The sequence below is a fragment of the Bacillus sp. FSL R5-0286 genome (assembly GCF_038593245.1).
In the GTDB taxonomy this organism is placed as follows: domain Bacteria; phylum Bacillota; class Bacilli; order Bacillales; family Bacillaceae; genus Bacillus; species Bacillus altitudinis.
In genome coordinates this window covers 3,344,026-3,368,052 of the sequence record NZ_CP151977.1, presented here as the reverse complement: position 1 = coordinate 3,368,052, position 24,027 = coordinate 3,344,026, and the positions used below count along the sequence as shown (strand labels likewise).

Genomic DNA, 24,027 nt, shown 5'->3' with positions numbered 1-24,027 from the left:
AATAGACAGCTGGGGAGAAACCCCCAGCTGTTTTTTCATTAAGGATCAATTTAAAGTCGTTTCCAATTCATCAATCCGTTTCTCCACGTAGTGCTGATCTTTTCTTGCATGAAAGGTTTCGGCTTTTTCTAATATTGCGGTGGTATTGTATTCTGGAATCTGAGAATAGCTTTCGTAAACCCCTTTTGGTATTAACACGTTTCCTTCAGGCCAATAAACTGCGATATTTCCACGTTTCAGCTCTCCGAATTGAGCAACTCCTTGGTAGGATCCATATTGATTAAAAAGGACAACGGGATCGCCTTCTTGGACGTAAAGCTCTTTCGCATCTTCTTCATTCATCAAGATAGAATGCCGCTTTCCACCATTAAAGGCATCCTTTTCACTGTAAATCATAGAGTTGAATTGCTTGCCTCGTCTTGTCGTGATATTGAAATGCCCCTCAGTTTTTCGGTATTGAGGCAGCTGTGCTGGGAGTAGGTGTCCTTTTCCATCCGGTGTTGGACACACCCCATCTTCGCAAAGCCATGCGCCACCCCATTGAAAGACATCCCCTTTATGACGCAAATGCTGGATCCCATCATAGTTCCGATTTGCGATGGCAATCTCACGACGAATGTCTTCAGCATGGTCAAAATGAATCAGCTTCGCGTCTTCTGGGCGAACTCTTTTTGCTAGGTCAATATAAATGTCCCATTCAGCTCTGGCTTCTTCAATGCGAGGTCCTTCAATTTCCGGACTGAAATACACCATGCGTTCCGTACTGGTTGATGTACCGCCGCCTGGCTGTTCATATCTTGTCATTGCAGGCAGAACAATCACAGTCTCTTCTGCTTCTACCAGTGTAGAGGTGTTCAAAATAATATCTTGATGGACACGGAGTTCAAGCTCGGATAGTGCTTTTTCAATCGCTTCAGGATTTGGCATCGTTTCTAAAAAGTTTCCACCGCTAGTAAACAGCATCTTCAGCTTTTGCGGATGTTCTTTTGGAAGAGCCATTTTTTCAAATGATTGCCCAATCGTGTCACCATGCCATTTTGGAATATCAAATCCCCATATCTTCTCGATTCTTTTAATATTCTCTTCATCAAAATCACTGCCGGGCAATACGAATGGATCGGCACCCATTTCGCCTGAGCCTTGGACACCGCTATGGCCACGAATAGGCATAACGCCACAATGTTTTCTGCCAATAAATCCGCGTAACATGGCAAGGTTTGCGACTTGAGATATATTATCAGTTGCAAAGCGATGCTGAGTGAGACCCATACTCCAAATAAACACCCCTGAATTGGCATTGGCAAGCAGTACAGCGAATTCCTTCATTCTTTCTTTAGATAAGCCTGACGATGCTTCGAGATCCGACCATTTTAACTGATTGACATGCTGCTTTACATCTTTTATGCCGGTTGTATGTGCTTGGATAAATTCATGGTCAAGAGCGGAATGAGGCGCTTGCTCTTCCATTTCAAACCAATGTTTGATGACACCATTCATAAACGCAATATCGCCGCCTATATTGACTTGATAAAAATCATCCGCTATTTTTGTGCCGAATAAAGCACTTTCTGGGATAGAAGGGACCCAATATTTTTCCATTGCAGGCTCTTTATATGGATTGATGACAATGATTTTGGTTCCTTTCTTTTTAGCGGCGTACATATATTTAGTCGAAACCGGCTGGTTGTTTGCTGCAACAGAGCCCCAAAATATCAATACATCTGTTCCAATCCAATCACTGTAATTACAGCTGGATGCACCTATACCAAGGGAGCGTTTAAGAGCGGTTTTGCTTGGTGAATGGCAAATACGAGAAGCATTATCGATATGATTTGTTCCAATAAATCGCGCAGCTTTCGCCGCAGTATAGTACACTTCATTTGTAATCCCTCTAGCCGTTAAATAGAAAGCAAGCTGACGTTTATCAATGGATTTGATTTTAGCGGCGATTTGATCTAATGCACTATCCCAAGAAATGCGTGTAAAGGCATTCTCACCTTTTTTTCGAATCAGGGGATAAGGAATACGCCCAAGTTTTCGAAGAGACGTGCTATCCATTTGTTTGAGCCGCTCAATATCTTCGAACCATTTTGGATCAATAGCTGGCATTGTGTTAAGCCGTAGCACATTCAGTCTTGTAGTGCATATATGGGGTCCTGCTAGTGTTTGATCGTATAAACCTGATACACCAAGAGCACAGCCGTCACAAACGCCCTGAGTCAATATACGGTACGCATAGGGGAGATTATCTTTGTTCTCCCATGCCACTTTCATTGTGTCTCGAATGTGTTTCGGTTTTACTTTTCCAAGCCCCATAGGAGCAAAAGAGGCCCATAGCTTTGGTGAGGGTTTTTTGTTGAGTTTAATAGGCCCCTTGTGTTTTGTTTTTCCCATGATATCGTCACCCTCCTATCATTTTGTAAAGCGTTTTCATATCTAAAAATTACCTGTAGATTGTCATTCTGTCAAATTCATATTAAGAGCGGACCGTGACAGAAGAAGGAGCAGTAAGATTTGATTCACGAAGTTGTTTAATATCCTTCCGAATGAGAAGAGATATGATAAACGCAATGAAAAATAGGCCAGAGAAGACCATGAGACTTTGTGTGTAATTGCCTGTAATGTCACGAATAAAGGAGGAAAATAAAGGTCCTGCTAAACCAGCAGCGGCCCAAGCGGTGAGAATATAACCGTGTATGGCACCTAGCTGCTTCGTACCAAATAAATCTCCGATATAGGCTGGAATTGAAGCAAACCCTCCTCCGTAGCACGTATAAATGATCGCCATCACGATTGAAAAGATGAGCGGTTCTTTTAAGTAGGGAAGTAAGGGAAAAGCAATGAGCTGTATAGTAAAGAAAATCGTATACGTATTTGGCCTTCCGATATAATCAGAGAAGGATGCCCATCCGATCCGTCCTAGCCCATTAAAAGCACCTAGAATTCCAACAAGAGTAGCTGCTGCACCCGCCGTGAAACCAACACTTTCTTGAGCAAGCGGTGATGCTACAGAAATAATAGCAATTCCGCATGTGATATTAATAAAGAGCATGACCCACAAATAATAAAAACGCCGTGTTTTAATGGCTTCATTTGCGGTGAGCTGTGATAAATCTTGAGGAATTTTCCTTTGGCTTGTTTTTAGCACGTTAAATTGTTTGACATCATCAGGTGTTGGTGGTGATAAATAAAGAGATGAAACGACCATGATGATAAAATAAGAGATTCCGAGAATATAGAAGGTATTTGCAATATCAACTTTTTCAATGAGAAATTGAATAATGGGACTGCAAATCAGAGAAGCAAATCCAAAACCCATAATGGCTAAACCCGTTGCGAGTCCTCTTCGATCTGGAAACCATTTGACTAATGTTGATACTGGAGCAATATAGCCTACACCTAATCCGATTCCAGCGAGTACACCATAAAATAAATAGAGGAGAGGTAATGAAGACATGTGGACAGCAAACCCTGATCCAGTCATCCCAATGCCGAAGAAAATAGCTGAGAAGAGCCCTGATGCCCTCGGCCCATACTTTTCAACGAAATGCCCCATAAAGGCAGCTGATAAACCTAAAAATAAAATAGCGACGCTAAATGTCAGGCTTATTTCTGTTAATGACCATTGAAAGGTTTGATGTAAAGGATTCGTAAAAACACTCCATGCATAAACAGATCCGATAGATAAATGAATCCCCACAGCACTTGTAGCGATCAGCCAACGATTTTTTGTTTTATTCATTGTGTTCCCTCCATATAAAGCAAACAAAAAGTTTGATAAGATAGAAATATGTTACATTTTTATGACTTTTTAAAATAATATCACAATTCGTCTGGTTCATATAACTAAATTTGTGTTGAAAGGAAGATCAGATCATGAATCCTTCTGTTAAAACGAAACGGCGCATACACCAATATCGCAAAGGTCAAATGACATGTAAAACAGATGAAGTTGTAGAAGAATTCCCTTTAACCGTGCTGGTGAATGGTGAAGAGTTTGTCACACTCGTTTGTTCACCGGATCATTTGAAAGAATTGGTGATCGGTTTTTTAGCTTCAGAAGGAGTCATTCGATTTGAAAAAGAGATTAAAAGGTTTACAATAGATGAAAGTATGGGTTTTGCATATGTTGACTTACATCACACAACTCAGTTCCAATCCTCAGATTTTACAAAACGAGTGATCGGATCTTGCTGTGGGAAAGGAAGACATTTTTATTTTCTCCAAGATGTGAAGACGGCAAAAACAGCCATTGACCGAATCAGTATTTCTGCTGAAACTTGTATTCATTTAATGAAATGTTTACAGGAGGAAAGTCAGTTATTTCAACATACTGGTGGTGTCCATAATGCTGGACTGTGTGATACAGAAAAGCTATTCATCACTAGGACGGATATAGGACGGCATAATGCGTTGGATAAAATCTATGGATATTGTTTACTTCATAAAATCCCACTGAGAGATAAAATCCTTGTATTTAGCGGCCGGATATCATCTGAAGTTCTCTTGAAGGCAGCAAAATTAGGAGTATCAATCGTCATATCAAAATCAGCTCCTACTGAGTTAGCACTTAAAATGGCAGAAGAATTAAATATAACAACAGTTGGATTCGTAAGAGGAGAATCTTTTAATATCTATACTCATCATCAGCGTATTACAGAATAGGAGGCTAAGTATGGTCAGTATTTTGGATAAAAGACATCGACCATTGCGCGATTTAAGAATATCCGTAACAGATCGCTGTAATTTTAGATGTACGTACTGTATGCCTGCTGAAATCTTTGGACCAGATTATCCTTTTTTAGATAAAGAAGAGCTGCTTAGCTTCGAGGAAATTGAACGACTTGCTGCGCTTTTTGCAAAGGAATTAGGTGTGGTGAAATTACGTATTACAGGCGGTGAACCTTTAATGCGTAAAGATTTGCCCGTTTTGATAGAAAAACTCGCAAAAATTCCAGGTATTGAAGACATCGCGATGACAACCAATGGAACGCTGTTACCTTTGTACGCAGATAAGCTAAAGAAAGCAGGTCTGAATAGAGTCACCATTAGTTTAGATTCTTTAAATCCAGATCGTTTTAAGCAGATGAATGGAAGACACATTTCTATCCAAAAAGTATTTGATGGGATAGAGGCTGCAAAAAAAGCTGGACTTGCTATTAAGATCAATATGGTTGTCCAAAAAGGTGTGAATGATCAAGATATCTTACCAATGGCAGCCTATTTTAAAAAAGAAGGACACATTCTACGATTTATTGAATTCATGGATGTTGGCAATACGAACAAATGGAACCTCAAGCATGTATTGACGAAAAAAGAGATTATGGAGCTAATTCATTCAAAATACCCTATCAAACCAGAACCTCCTCGATATCAAGGGGAAGTAGCCAAGCGTTATTTTTATGAGGATGGGTCAGGAGAGATTGGCATTATTTCTTCCGTTTCAGATGCTTTTTGTGGATCGTGTAATAGAGCTAGACTATCTGCACGTGGCGAATTATTCACCTGTCTTTTTGCATCATCGGGTTTTGATCTGAGACGATTCATCCGTAATTCAGAAAATGATGAATACCTAGTGAACATATTGAAGGAACTTTGGTCAAACAGACAGGATCAATATTCAGCTGAGAGAGAGCAAAAGAAAGATCAGAAAAAAGTTGAGATGTCCTACATCGGCGGGTAATGACAACAAAGTATCATGATCATCGATTTTTGAAAAGAAGAGAAAATGCTATAATCAATGTTGAAAATCTTCTTTTAACATCAGGACAATCTTTCCTATAAGCTCGGTCCCATAAAAAAACAGCAGAGATTCTGCTGTTTTTTAAAATGCTATTTTGTACCTCAAAATTGACGGAGTAAGGATGAAAAAGAGATTTTTATTCATTTTGTTCTGCTTTACATTGACAGGAACTATGCTAAGATCAAATCAATCTTTACCAACTCGATTTTTTCACTCCTGGAATCTGTCCTTTATAGGCAAGCTCACGAAAAGCAATTCGAGACATTTTAAATTTTCTCAAGTAACCTCTAGGACGACCAGTTAGTTCACAGCGGTTTTTTAAGCGAGTGGGTGAAGAGTCTCTAGGTAGTTTCTGCAAAGCTTCATAGTCACCTTTTTCTTTTAGCTCTTTCCTTAATTGTGCATATTTCAAAACGAGCTGCTGCCGCTTTTTTTCTTTTGCTATTTTTGATTTCTTTGCCATTTAAAACCCTCCTGGTTTAAGTGTGTATGTTCCATTGAAAGGGGTCTTCAAACGTTGTCCAATCTTGATCAAATTCTTCAGGTGTAAGTAAGCATTGATCTAGTGTACGAATAATATCTGCTTTAGGTAAATCTACACCGATAAAGACAAGTTTTGTATGTCGATCACCAAACTCTGCATCCCACTCATCTAGAATGTCTGGTTCCTGATTTAAGATCCGTGATCGTTCTTGCTCAGGCAAGGCAGCAATCCAGTATGCGATTGGTTCAATTGCCACAGATTTTCCGGCTTGTGAAATTAAAATGGTTAAATCATGATGTGTCGCTAGCCATGTAAATCCTTTCGCTCGAACGATTTGCTCTGGCATTTGATCTAACCATGCATTCAGTCTGCCAGTATGAAAAGGAAGCCTTCTTTCATAAACAAAAGATGAGATTTGGTATTCTTCTGTTTCAGGCGTATGCTGAGAGTGTCCAGCATTGATTTCTTTGATCCAGCCCGCAGAAGCACTAGATTTTTCAAAATCGAATAAACCAGTATTCAAAATATCACTAGGCTGTACGTTACCTTTAGAGGTTCTAATAATGGTTGCTTCTGGTTGAAGTTTAGTTAATACGTGCTCAAGCCGATCTAGTTCTGATGCTGATACAAGATCACATTTATTGATAATGAGCACATCACAAAATTCGATTTGATCAATAAGTAAATCGGAAATCTCTCGTTCATCATCATCTGAAACTGCTTCTTTACGATCCAATAAACTTTCTCCTGACTGGAAATCTGTCCAGAAACGGTTTGCATCTACCACCGTTACCATCGTGTCTAATCTGCAAAAACGTGTCAAATCTATGCCCATTTCTTCATCAATGTAAGAGAAAGTTTGAGCGACAGGAATTGGTTCACTAATACCTGTAGATTCAATGACAATATAATCGATATTCCCAGCCTTACAAAGGCGTTCTACTTCAATTAATAAATCTTCTCTCAATGTGCAACAAATACAACCATTAGATAGTTCAACCAGTTTCTCATCTGATCGAGAGAGTTCGCCGCCTTGCTTAACTAATTCCGCATCAATGTTTATTTCACTCATGTCATTGACAATAACAGCTACTTTTAGCCCTTTACGATTCTGAAGAACATGATTTAATATCGTGGTTTTTCCAGCTCCTAAAAAGCCGCTTAGAACTGTGACAGGTATTCTTTTATCCATTTGTTTTAGTCCTTTTGAACATGCTCATTTTGTATGCCGCCTCACTTATATAGTAATGATTACGATTTAAATCTTAAAAATTATTTTGTTTCCCGATGAAGGGTGTATTTCTTTAATCGTGGAGAATATTTTTTTAACTCCAATCGGTCTGGGTTCGTTCGTTTATTTTTTGTAGTGATATAGTTTCTGTCACCTGTTTCAGTACAGGCTAAGGTGATTTTCACGCGCATAATTGCTATAATCCTCCTTTATTTCGTAATGATTACGATTTGTATTTTAAAATGATAAAGGCTGATTGTCAAGTTTAGTATCAAGTCTATGCCAACTCAAATAAAAAAGGGGTATCGTATTTCATTGATACCCCTTTCTATTAATAAAAGTCACCAAGTTCTTCTTCGTAATAATCTTCGTACTGTTGGACATCGGTAGGGAGTTCTTGGAGAAAGGCTAGTCCGCCTAGTATAAACATCAAAACGATCGCGATGAATGAGAGAATAACTGTGGCGATACTTGAAATCGCAAACAGTGTTTGCATTTTCATCATCTTGGCATATTGTTCCAATAATTCTTCGTAAGAAGTATCAGGCGCTTGAATCAATTGTTCAGCTGCTTTCACGGATTTTTGGACATGAATTCCCATCATAATCAGAAAAACGCCAATGGCAGCAGGAAGAACAAGCCAAAACCCACTGAGGATGGATAGACCACCTGAAATATAGAGAAAGATGCTCCCAACCTTTCCCCACTTTGTTATTGAATGAAGAGATTGAATGATTTTCTCAGTTTGTTGCAATTGTGTTCACTCCTTTATGTACTCATTCTTTATCATACTGGAGCATGTAGTACTTTAGGAAGAGTGAATGTTGATCAATTGATTTTTTTTCATCATTTATTTACTTTTTATGATAATTAAATGATTTTCGAACTATCAATCTGAAAAGAAGACAAAGGACTAAATTAAAGTTCAATTTAGCCCTTTGTCAACAATCTAAAGCGTCTCTTTCTTCAAAGACGCTCAGTTTATAATTCTTTTCCTAAAATATCTAAGTCGTACCGATTGCCGTCCATTTCTGCGATGCGTGGCAAATGTCCCCAAGTCTCAAAGCCGTGCTTCTTAAATAATTTGATGCTGGCTTCGTTGTGGCCGAAAATAAAGGCAAGTAACGTTCGGATGCCTAATGAGGGTGCCAATTCGAGCGCCTCTTGTAAGAACAGTGACCCTAAACCTTTTCCTCGATAGTTTTGGTTCAAATAAATACTCATTTCAACAGTACCGTTGTATGCAGGTCTGCCGTAAAACGTTTCAAAACTGAGCCAACCGTAGATATTTCCTTCCTCATCTGTTTTCACATAGAGAGGACGTTTCTCCGAATGATTCAAAAACCACTGACGGCGGTCTTCTACTGTAACAGGTTCTGTATCGGCCGTTACTTCTCTTGAAGCAATCGTTGAATTGTAGATATCGACGATCTCTTTGAGGTCATCTTCTGTTGCCATGCGGTTGAAAGTTTTCACTATATGTACCCCCATCTTTTTTCATTCATCATACATATTATTGATGCGATTGCGCAAAATAAAAAGAAAAATGATTTCGTGTGTATATATTTTTTGAAAAGTGTTCAGAATGTTGCTGAGGTGATGAAAAATGAGAGAGGAAGAAAAGAAACGTACTTCCAAAATCACAAAAGTTCAGCAATTTTTCCGTAAGCGCTGGGTATTCCCTGCTATTTACTTGGTCAGCGCAGCGGTCGTGTTAACAGCCGTTCTTTGGTATCAAGCTGTATCGAAAGATGTGAAAGACCAACTATCTGATGGAAATCAAACAGGACAAGAACAGCGTGATGATGCCGTTGAAGTTGGAAAGCCAATTGAAAATGTCGCTATGCCGGTCCAGAATTCTGAGAATGTTTCTGTCGTGAAAAAGTTCTATGAAGCAGATGCTGATCAAAAAGAAAAAGAAGCAGCACTTGTAAACTATAATAACACCTATACCTTAAGCAAAGGTATTGATCTTGCAGATAAAGATGGCAAAGTGTTTGATGTCACAGCTGCTCTTAGTGGAACAGTCGTTCAGGCGAAAAAAGATCCAGTTCTCGGTCACGTTGTTGAAATTGAACATGAAGATGGATTGTCTACTGTTTATCAATCGTTGTCTCAAGTGAGTGTAAAAGAAGGCGATGAAGTAAAGCAGAATGATGTCATCGGTGCTTCTGGTAAGAATCTATATGGTGCTGAAAGCGGCAACCATGTTCACTTTGAAATTCGTATGGAAGGTTTAGCGCTTAATCCACTTAGCTTCATTGATAAGCCTGTTTCTTCCATTGAAAAAGCAGCGCAAGAAGTGACGGAAGAAGCAAAAGAACCTGCTCAGCCAAAGGTTGATGAAAAAATGAAGGAACCTGCTGCTGACGATAAGGCAAAAGAGCCGGCTGAAGAAAAATCTGAAGATAAGTCTGATGAGAAGGGGAAATCCTCTGATCAAGAAAAGTCTTCTGATTCCTCTAAAGACCGCAGTCAGTCAGAAGAAACAAAACAATCTTAATACCTTGCAGCCTCTGTGTATATGAATATGCAGAGGTTTTTTTCTGTCTTAAAAAATCCCCCGCACTCGGCGGAGGATGGATTATAAGGCGGCAGGTCCTTCTTCACCTGTCCGAATGTTGATTGTATTTTCTATCTCATATATAAAAATCTTCCCATCCCCTGGTTCTCCTGTACGAAGTACCTTTTGAGCCGTTTCCACGACCTGTTCAACAGGTACTTTGCTTAAGACGATTTCAATCTTTAAACGTTCGTACACATTGCTTTCCTTTTTGACGCCACGGTATAGTTCCGTATGTCCCTTTTGTAATCCGCAGCCGTGCACATTGGAAAAGGTAATCGAGGTGACACCAATCTTTCCAAGCTCCACCTTTAATGTTTCAAAATTAGCTGGACGTGTGACAATCTCCACTTTATACATTTTGCTCATAGAGACACCCCTTTTTCTTTAATCTTGATATGCTTTTTCGCCGTGCATCGTTAAATCAAGACCGACTGATTCTTCTTCTTCAGTTGCGCGAATCTTGAAGAAGATGTTGACGACTTTGATGATCACGTATGTGACAACTGCAACAAAGACGTATGTGGCCACGATGGCGACAACTTGTTTCCAAAGTAAGCTTGGATCGCCGTAAAATAAGCCGTTGGCTCCGCCATCATTGACAGATGTAGTGGCGAAAAGGCCTGTAGCAATGCCTCCCCACGTACCGCCGATTCCGTGCAGACCGAATGCATCCAGTGCATCATCATAGCCGAACTTGGCTTTAAGTGAATAGACGCCCCAGAAACAAACGATTCCGCCGATGATTCCGATGATAATTGAAGCAAATGGTGTGACAAAACCTGCGGCAGGTGTAATCGCTACTAGGCCAGCAATGGCTCCAGAGATTGCACCTAGCATCGTTGGTTTTTTGTTGATCATCCATTCGACTAACAGCCAGCCGATGATTCCTGCAGCAGCTGCTGTATTGGTGTTAATGAAGGCATACATGGCGACACTATCTAATGTGAGGGCACTTCCTACGTTAAACCCAAACCAGCCAAACCAAATCACAGCTCCGCCAAGAAGTGTGTAGATCAAGTTATGCGGAGAAGAGCTTGCCGCTTCTTTTCGCTTCCCGAGAACAATGGCTACGACTAGACCAGCCACACCGGATGATATGTGGACGACGTTTCCACCGGCGAAGTCAAGTGCTCCCATTTCGCCAATCCAGCCGCCACCCCATACCCAGTGTGCGACTGGAGCGTATACAAATGTGACCCAAAGAAGCGTAAACACGACCACCGCTGAGTAACGAATACGTTCAGCGAAGGCACCAGAGATAATGGCTGTTGTGAGGACAGCAAAGGTCATTTGGAACATCATGAACAATGAATGTGGAATCGTGTCACTATATGAACCAGGTTCAAAGCCAACGCCTTTTAGTCCAACCCAGTCAAAGCCTCCGATCCATGCATTGCCTGGCGCAAAGGCCAGTGAATAGCCAAACACGATCCAGACGATAGAGACAATGGCTAGTGAGGTTAAGCTGTGCATTGTCGTACTTAACACGTTTTTACTTCTCACAAGTCCTCCATAGAATAAGGCTAAACCCGGTGTCATTAACCACACGAGTAGTGTGCAGAAGAACATAAATACTGTATCACCCATTTGCATGCTGCATTCCCCCGAATCATTCAGAATTAATAGATTTCTTAATTCTTCATTATAGAGAGAAAAGTCATATATAACATATTCGTGTAAGTTTATCTAACATGGTTTTTTGGTCATTATCAATATAAATGGATGAAAAGTTCGTAAAAAATGAGAATAAACGTGTATGAACGACGAAAATAAAGGGCGTTTGACCTATAAAATCGAACTGAGAAACAATTTGGTTCGCTCCTCTTGAGGAGAATCAAATAATTCTGATGGGGTACCTTGTTCGACAATTCGTCCTTCATGCATATAAACAACTCGGTCAGCTACTTCTTTTGCGAAGCCCATTTCATGAGTGACGATGACCATTGTCATGCCTTCTTTGGCAAGACTTTTCATGGTTTGCAGCACTTCTCCTACAAGCTCTGGGTCCAGCGCAGAAGTGGGCTCGTCAAATAACATGACATCGGGCTTCATGGCGAGAGCTCGTGCGATGGCAACGCGCTGTTTCTGACCGCCTGATAGCTTTGAAGGGTACACTTTTGCTTTATCCGCTAGTCCGACTTTCTCTAATAAGACATTGGCTTCAGTTATCGCTTGTGCTTTCTTTGTTTTTTTCACCATGACCGGTGCTTCGATGATGTTTTCAAGCACGGTTTTGTGCGGGAAGAGATTAAAATGCTGAAACACCATGCCTATTTTCTGCCTCATTTCGTTTAATTGATCTCGTTTTGGATGAACGGGACTGCCATCAATGATGATCTGACCGTCATTTTTTATTTCTAAAAAATTCATACAACGGAGTAAGGTGCTTTTCCCAGAGCCGCTTGCACCAATTAAGACGACGACATCATTTTCATATACAGTGAGGTCGATATCTTTTAAGACATGCAGCTCTCCAAAGTGTTTATTCAGTTTTTCAACACGAATGATCTCTTTTGATTCTGTCATGCTTCTCCTCCTAATGATCACTGACTGATAGTTTCTTCTCAACGGTTTGCACAGCGAATGTTAACAGCAGGACAAGAACTAAGTAATAGACAGCCACGACAAGTAAGTACGTCATGTTGTCAAAACTGTTGGAGCCTTGAGTGGTGGCTATGTTAAAGAGTTCATTGACGCTGATGAAGGCAGCAAGTGATGAATCTTTTAAGCCGATAATAAACTGATTGCCAAGAGGGGGGAGGGCGCGCCGCATCGCTTGCGGGAGAATGATACGTCTCATGGTTAGAAATCGCCCCATGCCAAGAGAACGTCCTGCTTCTTTTTGACCTTGATCGATTGATTGAATCGCCCCTCTGAATATTTCTGCTATATAGGCACCGTTATGGAAGGCAAGCGCAATAGAGGCTGCCCAAAAGTCGGGTATATTTAATTCTGTAAGCCCAAAATACAGGATAAAAATCTGCACAATGAGTGGTGTCCCGCGTACAAGGAAGATATAGGCATTTGCGATATAACCGAAAACGGCCACGCGGGATATTTTTAGTAAGGCAAAGAAAAGCCCGATGAACATGCCGATGAAAATACTGATGACAGTGAGTTGTAAGGTGAGCAGCATTCCTTCTAAGAAAACGCCTCTAGAATCAATCAGCGTTTGAAAAAAATGTGATAAGGTAGGCAAAACAATCATCTCCATTTGAAGAAAGTGCGCCTGGAGAAAGGCGCACAATCGTGGTTTTAATCCTGTTTGACGGTAATATCTTCGTCAAAATACTTTTCGCTAATTTGTCTTAATGATCCGTCTTTTTTGAGTGCATCAATCGCATCGTTGATTTCTTTTATGAGCTCTTTATTGTCTTTAGAGACAGCAATTGCTTGCTCACTTTGCCCGAGTCTTTCTTGTGCTTCAATTTTTAGTTTTTTCTTCATGGCTTCTGCACCTGTGGCAAAATCAGTGACGACCGCATCGTGTTTGCCATTGGCTAGTGCTTCTAAAGCGACAACATCACTGTCGTAATATTTCGGTTCCTGACCGCTATGTTCTTTGGCAATATCCGCATAAGACGAACCTTTAGAGACAGCGATTTCTTTGTTTTTTAAGTCATCTGCACTGTGAATGTCTGCGCCGGGTCTTGAGAAGATTTGCGGACCGGAGTAGTAATACGGTTGAGAAAAAAGGACGTGTTTTTTTCGTTCCTCGTTGATGGTATGACTTGCAACGGCCGCATCAAATTTACCTGCTTTGACGCCTTCGACGATGCCTGCGAATTTATATTTTTTCTGTACAGGCTCTAGGCCCATCTTGTCGCTAATCGCATTGCCGACATCAATATCAAAGCCGGACATCTGGTTTCCATCCATGTAACTGAATGGGTGGAATTCACCTGATGCTGCAAAAATAAATTTCCCATCCTCCAAAATCGGCGACCCTTTCGCTGTAGAATTACGTTTATCTCCGTTCCCATTTGTTTCATTTGAACCGCACGAAGACAGAAGTAATACTGCAACCGAGAAAAGGGCTGGGACCCAAAACCGTCTTTTTTTAATAATAAGCTTCTCCTCCTTTTCAGCCGTTCTCCGTATAAGGAGAAAGTAGGCTTTTCAACATGTGTAGCATCTTACCATTTGTTCCTCATATTCTCAATTTTATATGCGCTTTTCCAACACTTGCCCTTTTTAAAATGTATGTCTTGCTTTTCGGAGAGAGAACTTGAATTGATCAGGGTAAAAAAGGGAAATGAATCTCATAATAACGAGGAGATAGACAAAGAACGTGTATGTCAAAAGAAGGGGGCGGGTGTATGATCAAATGGAAAGACAACCGAAAAGTCTTTTTAACGGCGATTGCTTTTGGCACGATGTTAAATCCACTGAATTCCTCAATGATTTCTTTAGCCTTGCATCAAATTCAGCATGAGTTCGGTTTGTCGTTTACGACGGTATCTTGGCTCATTTCAACCTTTTATTTGGCCAGCGCGGTCACGCAGCCGGTGAGTGGACGAATTGGAGATCATGTGATGAGCCGGAGAACCTTATTTTTATTTGGACTAGTTCTAGTGGCAGTCTCAGCCATTTGTGCGCCGTTTGCCCCGACTTTTGCGGTGCTGATTGTGATCCGGCTTCTTCAGGCGATTGGAAGCAGTGCGATCTATCCTTCAGGTGTTGGACTGATTCGGGATCATGTGAAGGAACGACAAGCTTCTGCTTTAGCGGTATTGTCCATCTTTGCTTCAGCGATGACAGCACTCGGGCCGACACTTGGCGGGTTTTTGATGACGATCGGCAGCTGGCCGGCGATCTTTTTAGTGAATCTGCCATTCATATTGATCAGTTTTTTTCTAGGCCTTTCCTTGTTTCCTAAGGAGAAGAAGAAAAAATTGCGTATCGGAGACACTGTCCGAAAGCTTGATTTGCCAGGGATGTTGCTATTTACAGTTTGTATTGTCCTTTTGCTTTCTTTTTTATTATCACTATCTGATGGTATTCAGTATGTACAGGGCATTCTCTGTCTTGTGAGTGCGGGTGTTTTTATATGGTGGGAATATCAGGTGGATGAGCCATTTATCCAAATTCGGATGTTCAGGCAGGAGAAACGGCTTTCGCTTGTGTATGTGCAATTTATCATTTTGAATATTTTCTTCTATTGTCTCTTTTTTGGCTTGCCAAGTTATTTTCAGGATGAATTGGGCTGGCGTGTGGAGATGACAGGTCTCTTTATGCTTTGCATGTCTGGCATGAGCATTTTGGTATCGCCGCTGACTGGCAAGTGGGTAGATCGCGGCGATGAACGGCATCCTGTTTTGGCAAGTGCTGTGCTGATGCTGGCCGGCGCTTCCGCAATGACTTTCTTTTTTATTCCTGCGCCATTCTGGGGGAAAGGACTGGTTCTTGCTTTGCTTGGACTCAGTTACGGGATTGGAAATGTTGCGCTTCAAGCTGCGATGTTAAAAGCGAGCCCTCAACAAATGATTGGCACGACCTCTGGGCTTTTTCAAACATGCAGGTACCTTGGTTCCATTCTATCATCTGCCGTGCTTGGCATGCTGTTTGGTGAGGAAATTGCAGGTTCTCATTTTGAACAATTAGGCTGGACATTGATCATGATTTCCCTTGTCGGCATTAGCGTCAGCCTTTATTTTTCGAGTATGGTCAGCGGAAAACAAACAATGAAAAAACGGCTGGGATAAAGTAGAAGAGAGGTCTTCCATACTTTATCGCAAGCCGCTTAAGAGTTGGACAGGTCTGATCCTTGGTCCTTTTGCTTCCTTCTGAAAATTTTGCCCACAATGTTCTCGTAAAATGTCACGATACGGTCAATTGGAGAGTCAAAGAACTTCCATAATTTATTCATGATAAAGACAACCACAATCGATACGATCAAGCTGCCTAATACATCAAATGGATAATGATGACCGACCCAGATGCGGGAGAACCCTGTCAGTAATCCAAAAACAAGCAAAATATTGCCGAGTTTTTTATTACGGGATCGAATGGCTAGTGAAAGAGCCAGTGCACCTGTTGTGTGGTCACTTGGGAAGGAAGCGTCTGCTGAGTGCGGGATGAGTGTGTCGACTTTGTGCGCCACAAACGGCCGCTCTTCATAATAAAACAGCGTAATGGCAAAATTGACGATGAGTGCCACGATGCCTGTTACACCAGAAAAGAAGACATGCTTCTTAAATTTGTGATTACCTAAAAACCAGCAAATCAATAAGACGAGGGCATATACGAGAATGGCCTTTTTCGTAATGAAAATCATGGCCTGATCTAAAAACTCAGAATGATGAGCCATCCCGTGTATGACTTTAAACAATTCGTAATTCAAAACATCACCTATACTTTCGCTTAACGCCAACTATTTTTCAAAAGACCTATCTGTTCATTTGAAATATCCTATATTTTAGCATGTTTTCAGTGAAGTTTAAAACAGTATCCTATTCTGATAGGGAAACCTTTTGTGCTTTTGCTTCTTGCGGTTTTCGTTCGCTCCAATAAAAAACGCCCATGCTGAGTAACACGACAACGCCAGCAATGAGATATACATTTGAAAAATCTGTGAAGCTGACAAGCAGTCCGAAGACAAAGGATCCAGCGGCAATCCCCGTATCATATAGGGTAAAGAAAGTTGCTGTGGCGTAGCCTGTACGGTGTGCTGGTGAGTGCTGTATCGCAAGTGTTTGTAGACATGGCACCAAAGAGCCGTAGCCAAGACCGATGACAGCGCCGGATAAAAGAAGCATGGTGGCTGTTTGGGTAGCGGTCAGCATCCATAAACCAATCGCAAAGAGAGCAATCGATGGATAGATCACAATATGAGGCCCGACTCGGTCAAACAGTCTGCCTGTAAATGGACGTGATCCAAGCATCGCAGCTGCAAAAACAATGAAGAAATAACTGCTTGCACCCATTAGGTTCAGGGAATTGGCATAGACTGAAATAAATGAAATGATCGGCGAGTAACAGAAGGAGATAATGATTCCAACTGCTGCCGTTTTTAAAGCACCTTTTTCAAACAGGTGAGAAAAAGTGAATCGAAAGATGACACTTCCGCCGTTTTCAGGCTCTGGCTGTCTAATCAGCATCGTGAAAGCTGCACCGATAGAGACGATGATCGAAAAGAGAAGAAATAAAGAATGGAACCCTACTTTTCCGACTTGATTCAGTGCGATAAACGGACCGATAACCACAGCGAGGTTCATTGACATCACAAAGTATCCAAGACCTTCTCCTCGTTTATGTTTCGGAATCATATCAGCTGCAATGGCACTTGCTACGGTTGTCAAAATGCTGAAGAAGATTCCTTGCACGAAACGCAGCATGAGAAGTGTTTGGAATTGATCAATTGGAATGTATAAATAAGTGAGCAGGGCAAAAGCCGTTGAAGAAAAAATCGCCATGCGTTTCTTGCCGAATTTCTCAATAATGGCCCCTGAAAATGGTCTTGTCACAATTGCTGATAATAAGAAGACCGTCACAAGGAGGCCGCCCTGTGATTCTGTTCCATTTAATTCATCCATTGTGTAAATGGGGAGTAGTGTCAAAAGGGCATAAAAAGAGGTGAATGTAAATAAATTCACCAGGACAATCATGATAAAGTCTTTTGTCCAAATGCGTTCGTTCATGGTGTATGTCACTTCCTATTCAGTTGATAATTTGTGTAAAAGTGTATGGAGGAGTTGTTTTTCTTCGTAGGTAAAATCTGAAAGACATTCTTCTTCAAATTGTTCCATCGTCTGTTTGATTTTTTGAAACTTTGCTTTTGCATCGTCTGTCATGACGATGAGATTCTCACGTTTGTCTTTTCCTTGGACTCGTTTCACCCAGCCGTTTGCTTCTAGACGCGTCACGGTTCTTGTAATCGTCGGTGCTTCGACGTTCAAATAGGTCCAAATGTCTTTTTGCGTTTTAGGACCGAATGTATCCAAACAAAAAAGTACAGTCCACTGGGACATGTACAAGTCATAAGCAGCAAGCGCTTCGTTCGCTTTTTTAGACAGCAGCCGCGCGCTTTGATGTATTTGATGTAAACACTCTCTGTTTAACGTATCCATAGGCTCACCTTTATTCATTATTTATCTAGGTAAATAAATTCACCTTTCCTATTTTACGTGTTACACCGATGCTTGTAAAGTGAAAATTTTCGCTACTCGAAATGATTTTTTGTTTTGTCTTTTCTGATAAATCCCTTGTCCCATCTTCATTTTTAGCATATTCCCTATGCAATGCTAATACACTGTTACAAACCTGACAAAGAGAGTGTTTGAGGTGAGGGATCGTGTTTGGCATTTACTACCTAATGGATGAGAAATTAAGACGAACAAGCGCCGCTGAAAATGGATAATATTGATACGGATCTCATTTCACACTTCTCACATCCATTTTAGGGAGGTCGAGTGGTGTGCACGATTACATCAAAGAGCGAACAATCAAGATAGGAAAGTATATCGTGGAGACAAAGAAAACCGTTCGTGTAATTGCGAAAGAATTTGGAGTCTCTAAAAGTACTGTACACAAGGATCTAACAGAAAGACTGCCAGAAATTAATCCAGATCTGGCTAACGAAGTGAAGGAGATACTGGATTATCATAAATCAATCCGCCACCTGCGAGGGGGAGAAGCCACAAAGTTAAAGTATAAAAAAGAAGAAATTTTAGAAGGTGAGCCTGTAAAACAGTAAGCTTTAGTTCTTTGTTCATAAACATGATATATATATCTTCCTCTTATCGGTAGTTTCTAACCACAAATTTTGTAAAGACTTTTGTAAAGAAATATCTTTTTTTCTGCAAATTATGATAGAATATATAATTAGGGCAGAATGTGGTATTTGCTATGGAAACAGATTTTCAAGGAGGATATATATAGATGTTTGCTAGGGATATTGGAATTGATCTTGGTACTGCAAATGTACTGATTCATGTCAAAGGAAAAGGAATTGTGTTAAATGAACCATCTGTTGTCGCTCTTGATAAAAACAGCGGGAAAGTATTAGCTGTTGGAGAAGAAGCGAGACGTATGGTTGGACGTACGCCTGGGAATATTGTTGCGATTCGTCCATTAAAAGATGGCGTAATTGCTGATTTTGAAGTAACTGAAGCGATGCTCAAGCATTTTATTAACAAATTGAATGTGAAAGGGCTGTTCTCTAAGCCGCGTATGCTCATCTGCTGCCCGACAAACATTACATCTGTTGAGCAGAAGGCAATCAAAGAAGCTGCTGAAAAAAGCGGCGGTAAGCATGTATTTCTTGAAGAAGAGCCAAAAGTAGCAGCAATTGGTGCTGGTATGGATATTTTTCAGCCAAGTGGAAACATGGTCGTAGATATTGGAGGCGGAACGACAGATATCGCTGTCATCTCGATGGGTGACATTGTAACCGCCTCTTCTATTAAAATGGCTGGAGACAAATTTGACCTGGAAATTCTAAACTACATTAAAAAAGAGTACAAGCTGTTGATCGGTGAGCGAACTGCAGAGGACATTAAGATCCAAGTTGCAACGGTATTCCCAGACGCACGTCACGAAGAGATCTCGATTCGTGGACGAGACATGGTGACAGGATTACCAAGAACGATTACCGTCACAAGCAAAGAAGTAGAAGAAGCATTACGTGAATCTGTATCTGCCATTGTTCAGGCTGCGAAACAAGTTCTTGAAAGAACACCACCTGAATTATCAGCTGATATCATTGACCGCGGCGTCATCATTACTGGTGGCGGAGCGCTTCTAAACGGGCTTGATCAATTGCTTGCAGAAGAGCTGAAAGTACCAGTTTTCGTTGCAGAAAATCCAATGGATTGTGTAGCAGTTGGTACTGGCGTGATGCTTGATAATATGGACAAGCTGCCAAAGCGTAAACTCAGCTAATGATTTCCCTCATTCTTTTTAGAAAGAATGGGGGATTTTTATTAAAGAAGCCTGCCAATATGCCGATATATTTCATAGAAGATTGTGTACTGATGATTTTAGGTCATGTGAAAGAATTTGAATGAGGTGAGCACGTGTTAAAAGGACTATACACCGCAACATCTGCCATGATCGCTCAAGAGCGGCGGACAGAAATGCTTTCAAATAATATCGCAAATGCGAATACTCCAGGCTATAAAGCAGATGAAGGGGCCATGCGCGCATTTCCAGAAATGCTGCTAAGCCGAATGGAATCAGGACGTTTCCAAACATCTTCAGGCAAAGGCTTTAGTATCCCTCAGCAAACGGCGATTGGCGGAATTAATACGGGAACATACATGCAGGAATTGATTCCTCAATTTACACAAGGAACATTAAAAACAACGGATCAAACAACGGATATCGCATTAGTAGAAAATAATGTACCCATCAACCCGGAGACAAATCAAAAGTCAGCGCTTTTTTATGCTGTGAATACACCAGAAGGCGTTCGTTATACGAAAAGCAGTTCCATTACATTGAATGATCAAAATCAGTTGACGATCAATGGACGTGCCCTTCTTTCCGTGACGGGTCAGCCGATTACCGTTCAAAGTGAGAATTTCAAAGTGAACGCAGATGGAACCGTGAGTGAAAACGGACAAAATCTTGGACAAATTGATGTACGTGTTGCAATGGATACAAGAAACCTTGCGCGTGAAGGAAATGATTTATACCGTACAGCTGATAATCAGCCTCTTCCAAGTGCGGTCAATAACGGTCAAATGTCCTATACATTAAGCCAAGGTGTATCAGAGCTGTCGAACGTTGATGTGACGAAATCATATACAGAAATGACAACAGCCTACCGCGCATTTGAAACAAACCAAAAAGTGGTTCAGGCATATGATAAGAGTTTAGAAAAAGCAGTGAACGAAATCGGAAGAGTGTATTAATGAAAAAATGAAGAGAGAGGAGGATTCTCATGCTTAGAACGATGATCAATGCAGCTGTGTCAATGAACGAGGTGCAAAAGCAGCTTGATATCATTAGTAATAACATCGCAAACAGTGAAACAACAGGGTATCGTGCGAAAAACACCCGTTTTTCAGAGCTGGTCAGACAACAGTTTAATCAGGTAGATGAAAAAAATGAGCAGGTGGCAAACAGTCGTCTGACACCTGCTGGTTTAAGGCTTGGAACTGGAACGATGGTCAATGCATCCATTAACTCATTGCAAGGGTCTATTAAAGAAACAGGCCGTGACCTTGATGTTGCATTTGGTGCGCCATCTCAGTATTTGCAGGTCAATGCTGGCGGTAACATCCGGTATACAAGAGATGGCTCTCTTTATTTACAGCCAGGAAATAATCGGAATCAAGTCCAGCTGGTGACAAGCGAAGGCCATCCGATTCTTGACGAAAACGGGAATGAGATTGTCTTAAATGCGAATTTCCGTGATATTTCTATCGATAAAAATGGCCGGCTTACAGCTATTTCTCGAGGCAATCAACCGAATCAGCAGGTGAATCTTGGGGTTGTTCAAGTGAATAATTCTTCAGCACTCATCTCTGAAGGAGAAAATTTGTTCTCAGTCGACGGCAACTATCAAGGCGCTTTAACGGCACTGAATGGGGCAAACCGTCAGGCCATTCAACTTCAGCAAGGTGCACTTGAAACGTCGAATGTAGACATGTCTAAAGAATTAACAGACCTCATGACAACACAGCGTTCGTATCAGATGAACTCAAGAACCATTACGATGGGCGATCAAATGCTAGGACTCATTAATACTATTCGATAATGAGCAGGCGGATGTCAGCCTCTCATGATAAAAAAGGCGGCTCGCTCAAAGTCGCCCTTTTTTTTATAAAAATCTGAGACATCTGCAAGCAGATCTTCAAGATCAATCCAGGCTTCTTTTCGTTCAAGACATGTGACGAGTGTAGCAATCTGTTCATCTGCCTTGGGCGTTTGGCTGTAGAGAAGGAATAAAATTTGGAACTTGATTCTTAATAGATCAAATTGGGCATCAACGGCTTCTTTTAGCCCTTTTTGAATATACTTCATTCCTTCATCAGTTAAATCCTCTTTAAAGCAGGAACGCACAGTTTCATAGAGACACGATACATAGGAGTGGGCAGATTTCCGGTATGCTGGGAGCCGAAGCGCTTTTTTAAAGTATTCTAGTGCTTCCTTATGACGATTCTGTCTCGACTTGATAAAACCAGCGTCATAATACACGATACCAAGCAGTTCTTGGTCATCAATCATTTTCACGTATTCGATAATTTCAATCAAAATAGCTTCTGCTTCTTCATATTTTTTTTGATCACTAAAGTTAAGGGCGAGCACAATTTTGCACCGATAAATGCTGTGGATATCCCCGTGCTTTGCAAAGATATCCATGGCTTTTTCAACATGTCGAATGGATAACAGTGAATAGCGGTTGTTATAATAAACACCACTTGTACGGAAATGAAACTCCGCTTCCTCTAGCTCATCGTCTAGCAGGGGCAGTTTTTCTTCTGCTTTTTCAAGATAATGAATGGCATCATTTTGATCGCTCTTTAAAGATTCGTATAAACCGAGAAAAAAATAAAAATAATATTGCAGTTGATCATTCATTTGATCTTTGTGGAGCATGAGTTCATGTTTCAGTTTTTCTAAGTCTTCTGTTTGGTTCATCCAGAGCTGGTGCCGAAAAAGCATAAGCTGATAATGTAAATGAAGCTCCTGTTTCTTTGACAATCTACGTTTATATTTGGTTAAGGACGTTTTGATCTCTTCAGCCTTCGAAAAATGTCGATGTTTTAGCATTGTATACCACGAATGGAGAAGTTTTTTAATGGATTTATCGCTTATAAAATTCATTTTTACCCTCTTATTCAATCAATGATGTAATATATATTACCATATTTGTGAAAAAACGATGAGTGTAGAGTGGATTATATTTCATGACAATAGGTAATGATAGATTCTATTTTTTACCATAAATGTTGGCTGAACATTGAAAAATGACTGCATTCATAATATACTTCAATAGGAATCAAATGAAGATTAGCGATATAGAAAAGAAGGAGAGATCAAGACATGCTTGATGCTCAGCAAATTCAAGACATTATTCCACACCGTTATCCATTTTTATTGGTTGACCGTATTTTAGAAGTTGATGGTGAGAAAAGAGCGGTTGGAATCAAAAATGTCACAGTAAATGAAGAATTTTTTAATGGCCATTTCCCAGGATACCCCGTCATGCCGGGTGTGCTTATTGTAGAAGCGCTTGCTCAAGTTTTTGGGGTCATCATGTTAGGTAAAGAAGAGAACAAAGGGAAAATTGGTTTGTTTGCAGGGATTGACAGCTGTCGATTCAAAAGACAGGTCAAGCCAGGCGATCAGCTACGTTTAGAGGTTGAAGTCACACGTCTTCGCGGTCCAGTTGCCAAAGGAAAAGCAGTTGCAACAGTAGATGGCGAAGTGGCATGTGAAGCAGAACTGACATTTTCTATCGGTCCGAAAGTATCGTAATGTGTCTGACGGTTCATCTTGTATGAACCGTTTTTTATATGGAAACATTCAGCAAGAGCGGATGAGGACTTGCTTTTTTGACAAAAAAACGTCATATTAGACAAAAAAAGATGAAGGTGATAAAGAATGCTGAAAGAATTTAGAGAGTTTGCCGTCAAGGGGAATGTGATTGACCTTGCTGTCGGTGTCATCATCGGGGGAGCATTTGGCAAAATTGTCACTTCTCTTGTGAATGATTTAATTATGCCGCTTGTTGGTATTATTGTTGGGGGGCATGATTTTAGTGGATTGTCTATTAAAATCGGTTCTGCTCAAATTTTGTATGGAAGTTTCATTCAAACAGTGGTCGACTTCTTGATTATCTCCTTTTCCATTTTTATCTTTATTCGTTATTTAAATAAATTAAAACGGAAAAAGGTAGAGGAAGAAGAAGAAGAAGTGGTTGAAACGCCAGATCAAACGGAAGTGTTGTTAACCGAAATTAGAGATTTATTGAAAAATCAAAGCCAATCGAAAGATGTGCAATAGAAAAAGAGCGGCTCATCCCGCTCTCAGCGTGTAGACAAACCCTCGCA

At 40.7% G+C, this 24,027-nt stretch carries 26 protein-coding genes; 10 read left to right on the top strand and 16 right to left on the bottom strand.

The window, feature by feature from the left end; translation table 11 throughout:
* Positions 1–45: 45 nt before the first annotated feature.
* The gene (locus NST24_RS17390; RefSeq protein WP_342462055.1) at positions 46–2,394 is read right to left on the bottom strand and encodes an FdhF/YdeP family oxidoreductase; all 2,349 of its coding nucleotides are present in this window, start codon (positions 2,392–2,394) and stop codon (positions 46–48) included.
* A gap of 82 nt (positions 2,395–2,476) precedes the next feature.
* Entirely contained in the window at positions 2,477–3,742 is a 1,266-nt protein-coding gene (locus tag NST24_RS17385) for an OFA family MFS transporter (protein ID WP_342462054.1), read from the bottom strand.
* 134 nt (positions 3,743–3,876) lie between these two features.
* Here NST24_RS17385 and fdhD point away from each other — a divergent pair, with 134 nt between their 5' ends.
* Positions 3,877–4,665, top strand: a complete 789-nt coding sequence (gene fdhD / locus NST24_RS17380; RefSeq protein WP_024718748.1) for a formate dehydrogenase accessory sulfurtransferase FdhD — start codon at positions 3,877–3,879, stop codon at positions 4,663–4,665.
* A 10-nt stretch (positions 4,666–4,675) separates the two neighbouring features.
* A complete protein-coding gene (gene moaA, locus NST24_RS17375; RefSeq protein ID WP_017360030.1) occupies positions 4,676–5,683 on the top strand; it encodes a GTP 3',8-cyclase MoaA in 1,008 nt (335 codons plus the stop codon).
* 253 nt (positions 5,684–5,936) lie between these two features.
* On the opposite strand, the gene rpsN is transcribed toward moaA, so the two are convergent.
* The 5 genes from rpsN to NST24_RS17350 form a co-directional block, all read right to left on the bottom strand.
* Entirely contained in the window at positions 5,937–6,206 is a 270-nt protein-coding gene (rpsN, locus tag NST24_RS17370; RefSeq protein ID WP_008343369.1) for a 30S ribosomal protein S14, read from the bottom strand.
* A gap of 16 nt (positions 6,207–6,222) precedes the next feature.
* On the bottom strand, positions 6,223–7,419 hold the full coding sequence (locus NST24_RS17365) for a GTP-binding protein (protein ID WP_041507895.1): 1,197 nt from the start codon (positions 7,417–7,419) through the stop codon (positions 6,223–6,225).
* 80 nt (positions 7,420–7,499) lie between these two features.
* Positions 7,500–7,649, bottom strand: a complete 150-nt coding sequence (gene rpmG / locus NST24_RS17360) for a 50S ribosomal protein L33 (RefSeq protein ID WP_003214771.1) — start codon at positions 7,647–7,649, stop codon at positions 7,500–7,502.
* A gap of 140 nt (positions 7,650–7,789) precedes the next feature.
* Positions 7,790–8,212: a DUF5362 family protein gene (locus NST24_RS17355; RefSeq protein ID WP_138279095.1), complete on the bottom strand. Its 423-nt coding sequence runs from the start codon at positions 8,210–8,212 to the stop codon at positions 7,790–7,792.
* Between the two features lie 227 nt (positions 8,213–8,439).
* Positions 8,440–8,949 (bottom strand): GNAT family N-acetyltransferase, encoded by a 510-nt coding sequence (locus NST24_RS17350; protein ID WP_041091423.1) that lies wholly within the window; start codon positions 8,947–8,949, stop codon positions 8,440–8,442.
* Positions 8,950–9,064: 115 nt separating this feature from the next.
* Here NST24_RS17350 and NST24_RS17345 point away from each other — a divergent pair, with 115 nt between their 5' ends.
* Positions 9,065–9,961 (top strand): M23 family metallopeptidase, encoded by an 897-nt coding sequence (locus NST24_RS17345; RefSeq protein WP_041507894.1) that lies wholly within the window; start codon positions 9,065–9,067, stop codon positions 9,959–9,961.
* Between the two features lie 81 nt (positions 9,962–10,042).
* On the opposite strand, the gene NST24_RS17340 is transcribed toward NST24_RS17345, so the two are convergent.
* The 5 genes from NST24_RS17340 to NST24_RS17320 all read right to left on the bottom strand — a co-directional run bounded on the left by NST24_RS17340 (position 10,043) and on the right by NST24_RS17320 (position 14,125).
* Positions 10,043–10,390 (bottom strand): P-II family nitrogen regulator, encoded by a 348-nt coding sequence (locus NST24_RS17340; protein WP_007497589.1) that lies wholly within the window; start codon positions 10,388–10,390, stop codon positions 10,043–10,045.
* Positions 10,391–10,408: 18 nt separating this feature from the next.
* A complete protein-coding gene (locus NST24_RS17335; RefSeq protein WP_041091425.1) occupies positions 10,409–11,617 on the bottom strand; it encodes an ammonium transporter in 1,209 nt (402 codons plus the stop codon).
* Between the two features lie 192 nt (positions 11,618–11,809).
* Entirely contained in the window at positions 11,810–12,550 is a 741-nt protein-coding gene (locus NST24_RS17330) for an amino acid ABC transporter ATP-binding protein (protein ID WP_045033939.1), read from the bottom strand.
* 10 nt (positions 12,551–12,560) lie between these two features.
* A complete protein-coding gene (locus tag NST24_RS17325) occupies positions 12,561–13,238 on the bottom strand; it encodes an amino acid ABC transporter permease (protein WP_007497584.1) in 678 nt (225 codons plus the stop codon).
* Between the two features lie 41 nt (positions 13,239–13,279).
* Positions 13,280–14,125, bottom strand: a complete 846-nt coding sequence (locus NST24_RS17320) for a transporter substrate-binding domain-containing protein (protein WP_342462638.1) — start codon at positions 14,123–14,125, stop codon at positions 13,280–13,282.
* A gap of 218 nt (positions 14,126–14,343) precedes the next feature.
* Here NST24_RS17320 and NST24_RS17315 point away from each other — a divergent pair, with 218 nt between their 5' ends.
* Positions 14,344–15,729 (top strand): MFS transporter, encoded by a 1,386-nt coding sequence (locus tag NST24_RS17315; RefSeq protein ID WP_342462053.1) that lies wholly within the window; start codon positions 14,344–14,346, stop codon positions 15,727–15,729.
* A 38-nt stretch (positions 15,730–15,767) separates the two neighbouring features.
* Here NST24_RS17315 and NST24_RS17310 read toward each other — a convergent pair whose 3' ends face one another.
* The 3 genes from NST24_RS17310 to NST24_RS17300 form a co-directional block, all read right to left on the bottom strand.
* On the bottom strand, positions 15,768–16,367 hold the full coding sequence (locus tag NST24_RS17310) for an undecaprenyl-diphosphatase (RefSeq protein ID WP_008343330.1): 600 nt from the start codon (positions 16,365–16,367) through the stop codon (positions 15,768–15,770).
* Between the two features lie 109 nt (positions 16,368–16,476).
* Positions 16,477–17,664 carry an MFS transporter gene (locus NST24_RS17305; RefSeq protein WP_007497577.1) on the bottom strand — a complete coding sequence of 396 codons (1,188 nt, stop codon included), beginning with the start codon at positions 17,662–17,664 and terminating at the stop codon, positions 16,477–16,479.
* Positions 17,665–17,679: 15 nt separating this feature from the next.
* The gene (locus NST24_RS17300; RefSeq protein ID WP_008343328.1) at positions 17,680–18,093 is read right to left on the bottom strand and encodes a MarR family transcriptional regulator; all 414 of its coding nucleotides are present in this window, start codon (positions 18,091–18,093) and stop codon (positions 17,680–17,682) included.
* Between the two features lie 347 nt (positions 18,094–18,440).
* On the opposite strand from NST24_RS17300, the gene spoIIID reads away from it, so the two are divergent.
* The 4 genes from spoIIID to NST24_RS17280 all read left to right on the top strand — a co-directional run bounded on the left by spoIIID (position 18,441) and on the right by NST24_RS17280 (position 21,728).
* A complete protein-coding gene (gene spoIIID, locus NST24_RS17295) occupies positions 18,441–18,719 on the top strand; it encodes a sporulation transcriptional regulator SpoIIID (protein ID WP_008343327.1) in 279 nt (92 codons plus the stop codon).
* Between the two features lie 185 nt (positions 18,720–18,904).
* Positions 18,905–19,906 carry a cell shape-determining protein Mbl gene (gene mbl, locus NST24_RS17290; RefSeq protein ID WP_007497573.1) on the top strand — a complete coding sequence of 334 codons (1,002 nt, stop codon included), beginning with the start codon at positions 18,905–18,907 and terminating at the stop codon, positions 19,904–19,906.
* Positions 19,907–20,040: 134 nt separating this feature from the next.
* Positions 20,041–20,880, top strand: coding sequence for a flagellar hook-basal body protein (locus NST24_RS17285; RefSeq protein WP_017360018.1), 840 nt, complete (start codon positions 20,041–20,043; stop codon positions 20,878–20,880).
* Positions 20,881–20,909: 29 nt separating this feature from the next.
* Positions 20,910–21,728 carry a flagellar hook-basal body protein gene (locus NST24_RS17280; protein WP_007497568.1) on the top strand — a complete coding sequence of 273 codons (819 nt, stop codon included), beginning with the start codon at positions 20,910–20,912 and terminating at the stop codon, positions 21,726–21,728.
* 14 nt (positions 21,729–21,742) lie between these two features.
* Here NST24_RS17280 and NST24_RS17275 read toward each other — a convergent pair whose 3' ends face one another.
* Positions 21,743–22,798: a tetratricopeptide repeat protein gene (locus tag NST24_RS17275; protein ID WP_058337021.1), complete on the bottom strand. Its 1,056-nt coding sequence runs from the start codon at positions 22,796–22,798 to the stop codon at positions 21,743–21,745.
* Positions 22,799–23,017: 219 nt separating this feature from the next.
* On the opposite strand from NST24_RS17275, the gene fabZ reads away from it, so the two are divergent.
* Positions 23,018–23,452: a 3-hydroxyacyl-ACP dehydratase FabZ gene (gene fabZ, locus NST24_RS17270; RefSeq protein ID WP_007497564.1), complete on the top strand. Its 435-nt coding sequence runs from the start codon at positions 23,018–23,020 to the stop codon at positions 23,450–23,452.
* Positions 23,453–23,578: 126 nt separating this feature from the next.
* Entirely contained in the window at positions 23,579–23,980 is a 402-nt protein-coding gene (gene mscL, locus NST24_RS17265; protein ID WP_342462051.1) for a large conductance mechanosensitive channel protein MscL, read from the top strand.
* Positions 23,981–24,027 lie beyond the last annotated feature (47 nt).

Coding starts and splice junctions, on each gene's coding strand:
- NST24_RS17335 (WP_041091425.1), bottom strand. CDS start 11,617: ATGCAAATGGGTGATACAGTATTTATGTTCTTCTGCACACTACTCGTG.
- NST24_RS17385 (WP_342462054.1), bottom strand. CDS start 3,742: ATGAATAAAACAAAAAATCGTTGGCTGATCGCTACAAGTGCTGTGGGG.
- mbl (WP_007497573.1), top strand. CDS start 18,905: ATGTTTGCTAGGGATATTGGAATTGATCTTGGTACTGCAAATGTACTG.
- NST24_RS17350 (WP_041091423.1), bottom strand. CDS start 8,949: ATGGGGGTACATATAGTGAAAACTTTCAACCGCATGGCAACAGAAGAT.
- NST24_RS17275 (WP_058337021.1), bottom strand. CDS start 22,798: ATGAATTTTATAAGCGATAAATCCATTAAAAAACTTCTCCATTCGTGG.
- rpsN (WP_008343369.1), bottom strand. CDS start 6,206: ATGGCAAAGAAATCAAAAATAGCAAAAGAAAAAAAGCGGCAGCAGCTC.
- fdhD (WP_024718748.1), top strand. CDS start 3,877: ATGAATCCTTCTGTTAAAACGAAACGGCGCATACACCAATATCGCAAA.
- NST24_RS17315 (WP_342462053.1), top strand. CDS start 14,344: ATGATCAAATGGAAAGACAACCGAAAAGTCTTTTTAACGGCGATTGCT.
- NST24_RS17280 (WP_007497568.1), top strand. CDS start 20,910: ATGCTTAGAACGATGATCAATGCAGCTGTGTCAATGAACGAGGTGCAA.
- NST24_RS17305 (WP_007497577.1), bottom strand. CDS start 17,664: ATGAACGAACGCATTTGGACAAAAGACTTTATCATGATTGTCCTGGTG.
- NST24_RS17340 (WP_007497589.1), bottom strand. CDS start 10,390: ATGAGCAAAATGTATAAAGTGGAGATTGTCACACGTCCAGCTAATTTT.
- NST24_RS17365 (WP_041507895.1), bottom strand. CDS start 7,419: ATGGATAAAAGAATACCTGTCACAGTTCTAAGCGGCTTTTTAGGAGCT.
- NST24_RS17300 (WP_008343328.1), bottom strand. CDS start 18,093: ATGGATACGTTAAACAGAGAGTGTTTACATCAAATACATCAAAGCGCG.
- fabZ (WP_007497564.1), top strand. CDS start 23,018: ATGCTTGATGCTCAGCAAATTCAAGACATTATTCCACACCGTTATCCA.
- mscL (WP_342462051.1), top strand. CDS start 23,579: ATGCTGAAAGAATTTAGAGAGTTTGCCGTCAAGGGGAATGTGATTGAC.
- NST24_RS17330 (WP_045033939.1), bottom strand. CDS start 12,550: ATGACAGAATCAAAAGAGATCATTCGTGTTGAAAAACTGAATAAACAC.
- NST24_RS17390 (WP_342462055.1), bottom strand. CDS start 2,394: ATGGGAAAAACAAAACACAAGGGGCCTATTAAACTCAACAAAAAACCC.
- NST24_RS17345 (WP_041507894.1), top strand. CDS start 9,065: ATGAGAGAGGAAGAAAAGAAACGTACTTCCAAAATCACAAAAGTTCAG.
- moaA (WP_017360030.1), top strand. CDS start 4,676: ATGGTCAGTATTTTGGATAAAAGACATCGACCATTGCGCGATTTAAGA.
- rpmG (WP_003214771.1), bottom strand. CDS start 7,649: ATGCGCGTGAAAATCACCTTAGCCTGTACTGAAACAGGTGACAGAAAC.
- NST24_RS17325 (WP_007497584.1), bottom strand. CDS start 13,238: ATGGAGATGATTGTTTTGCCTACCTTATCACATTTTTTTCAAACGCTG.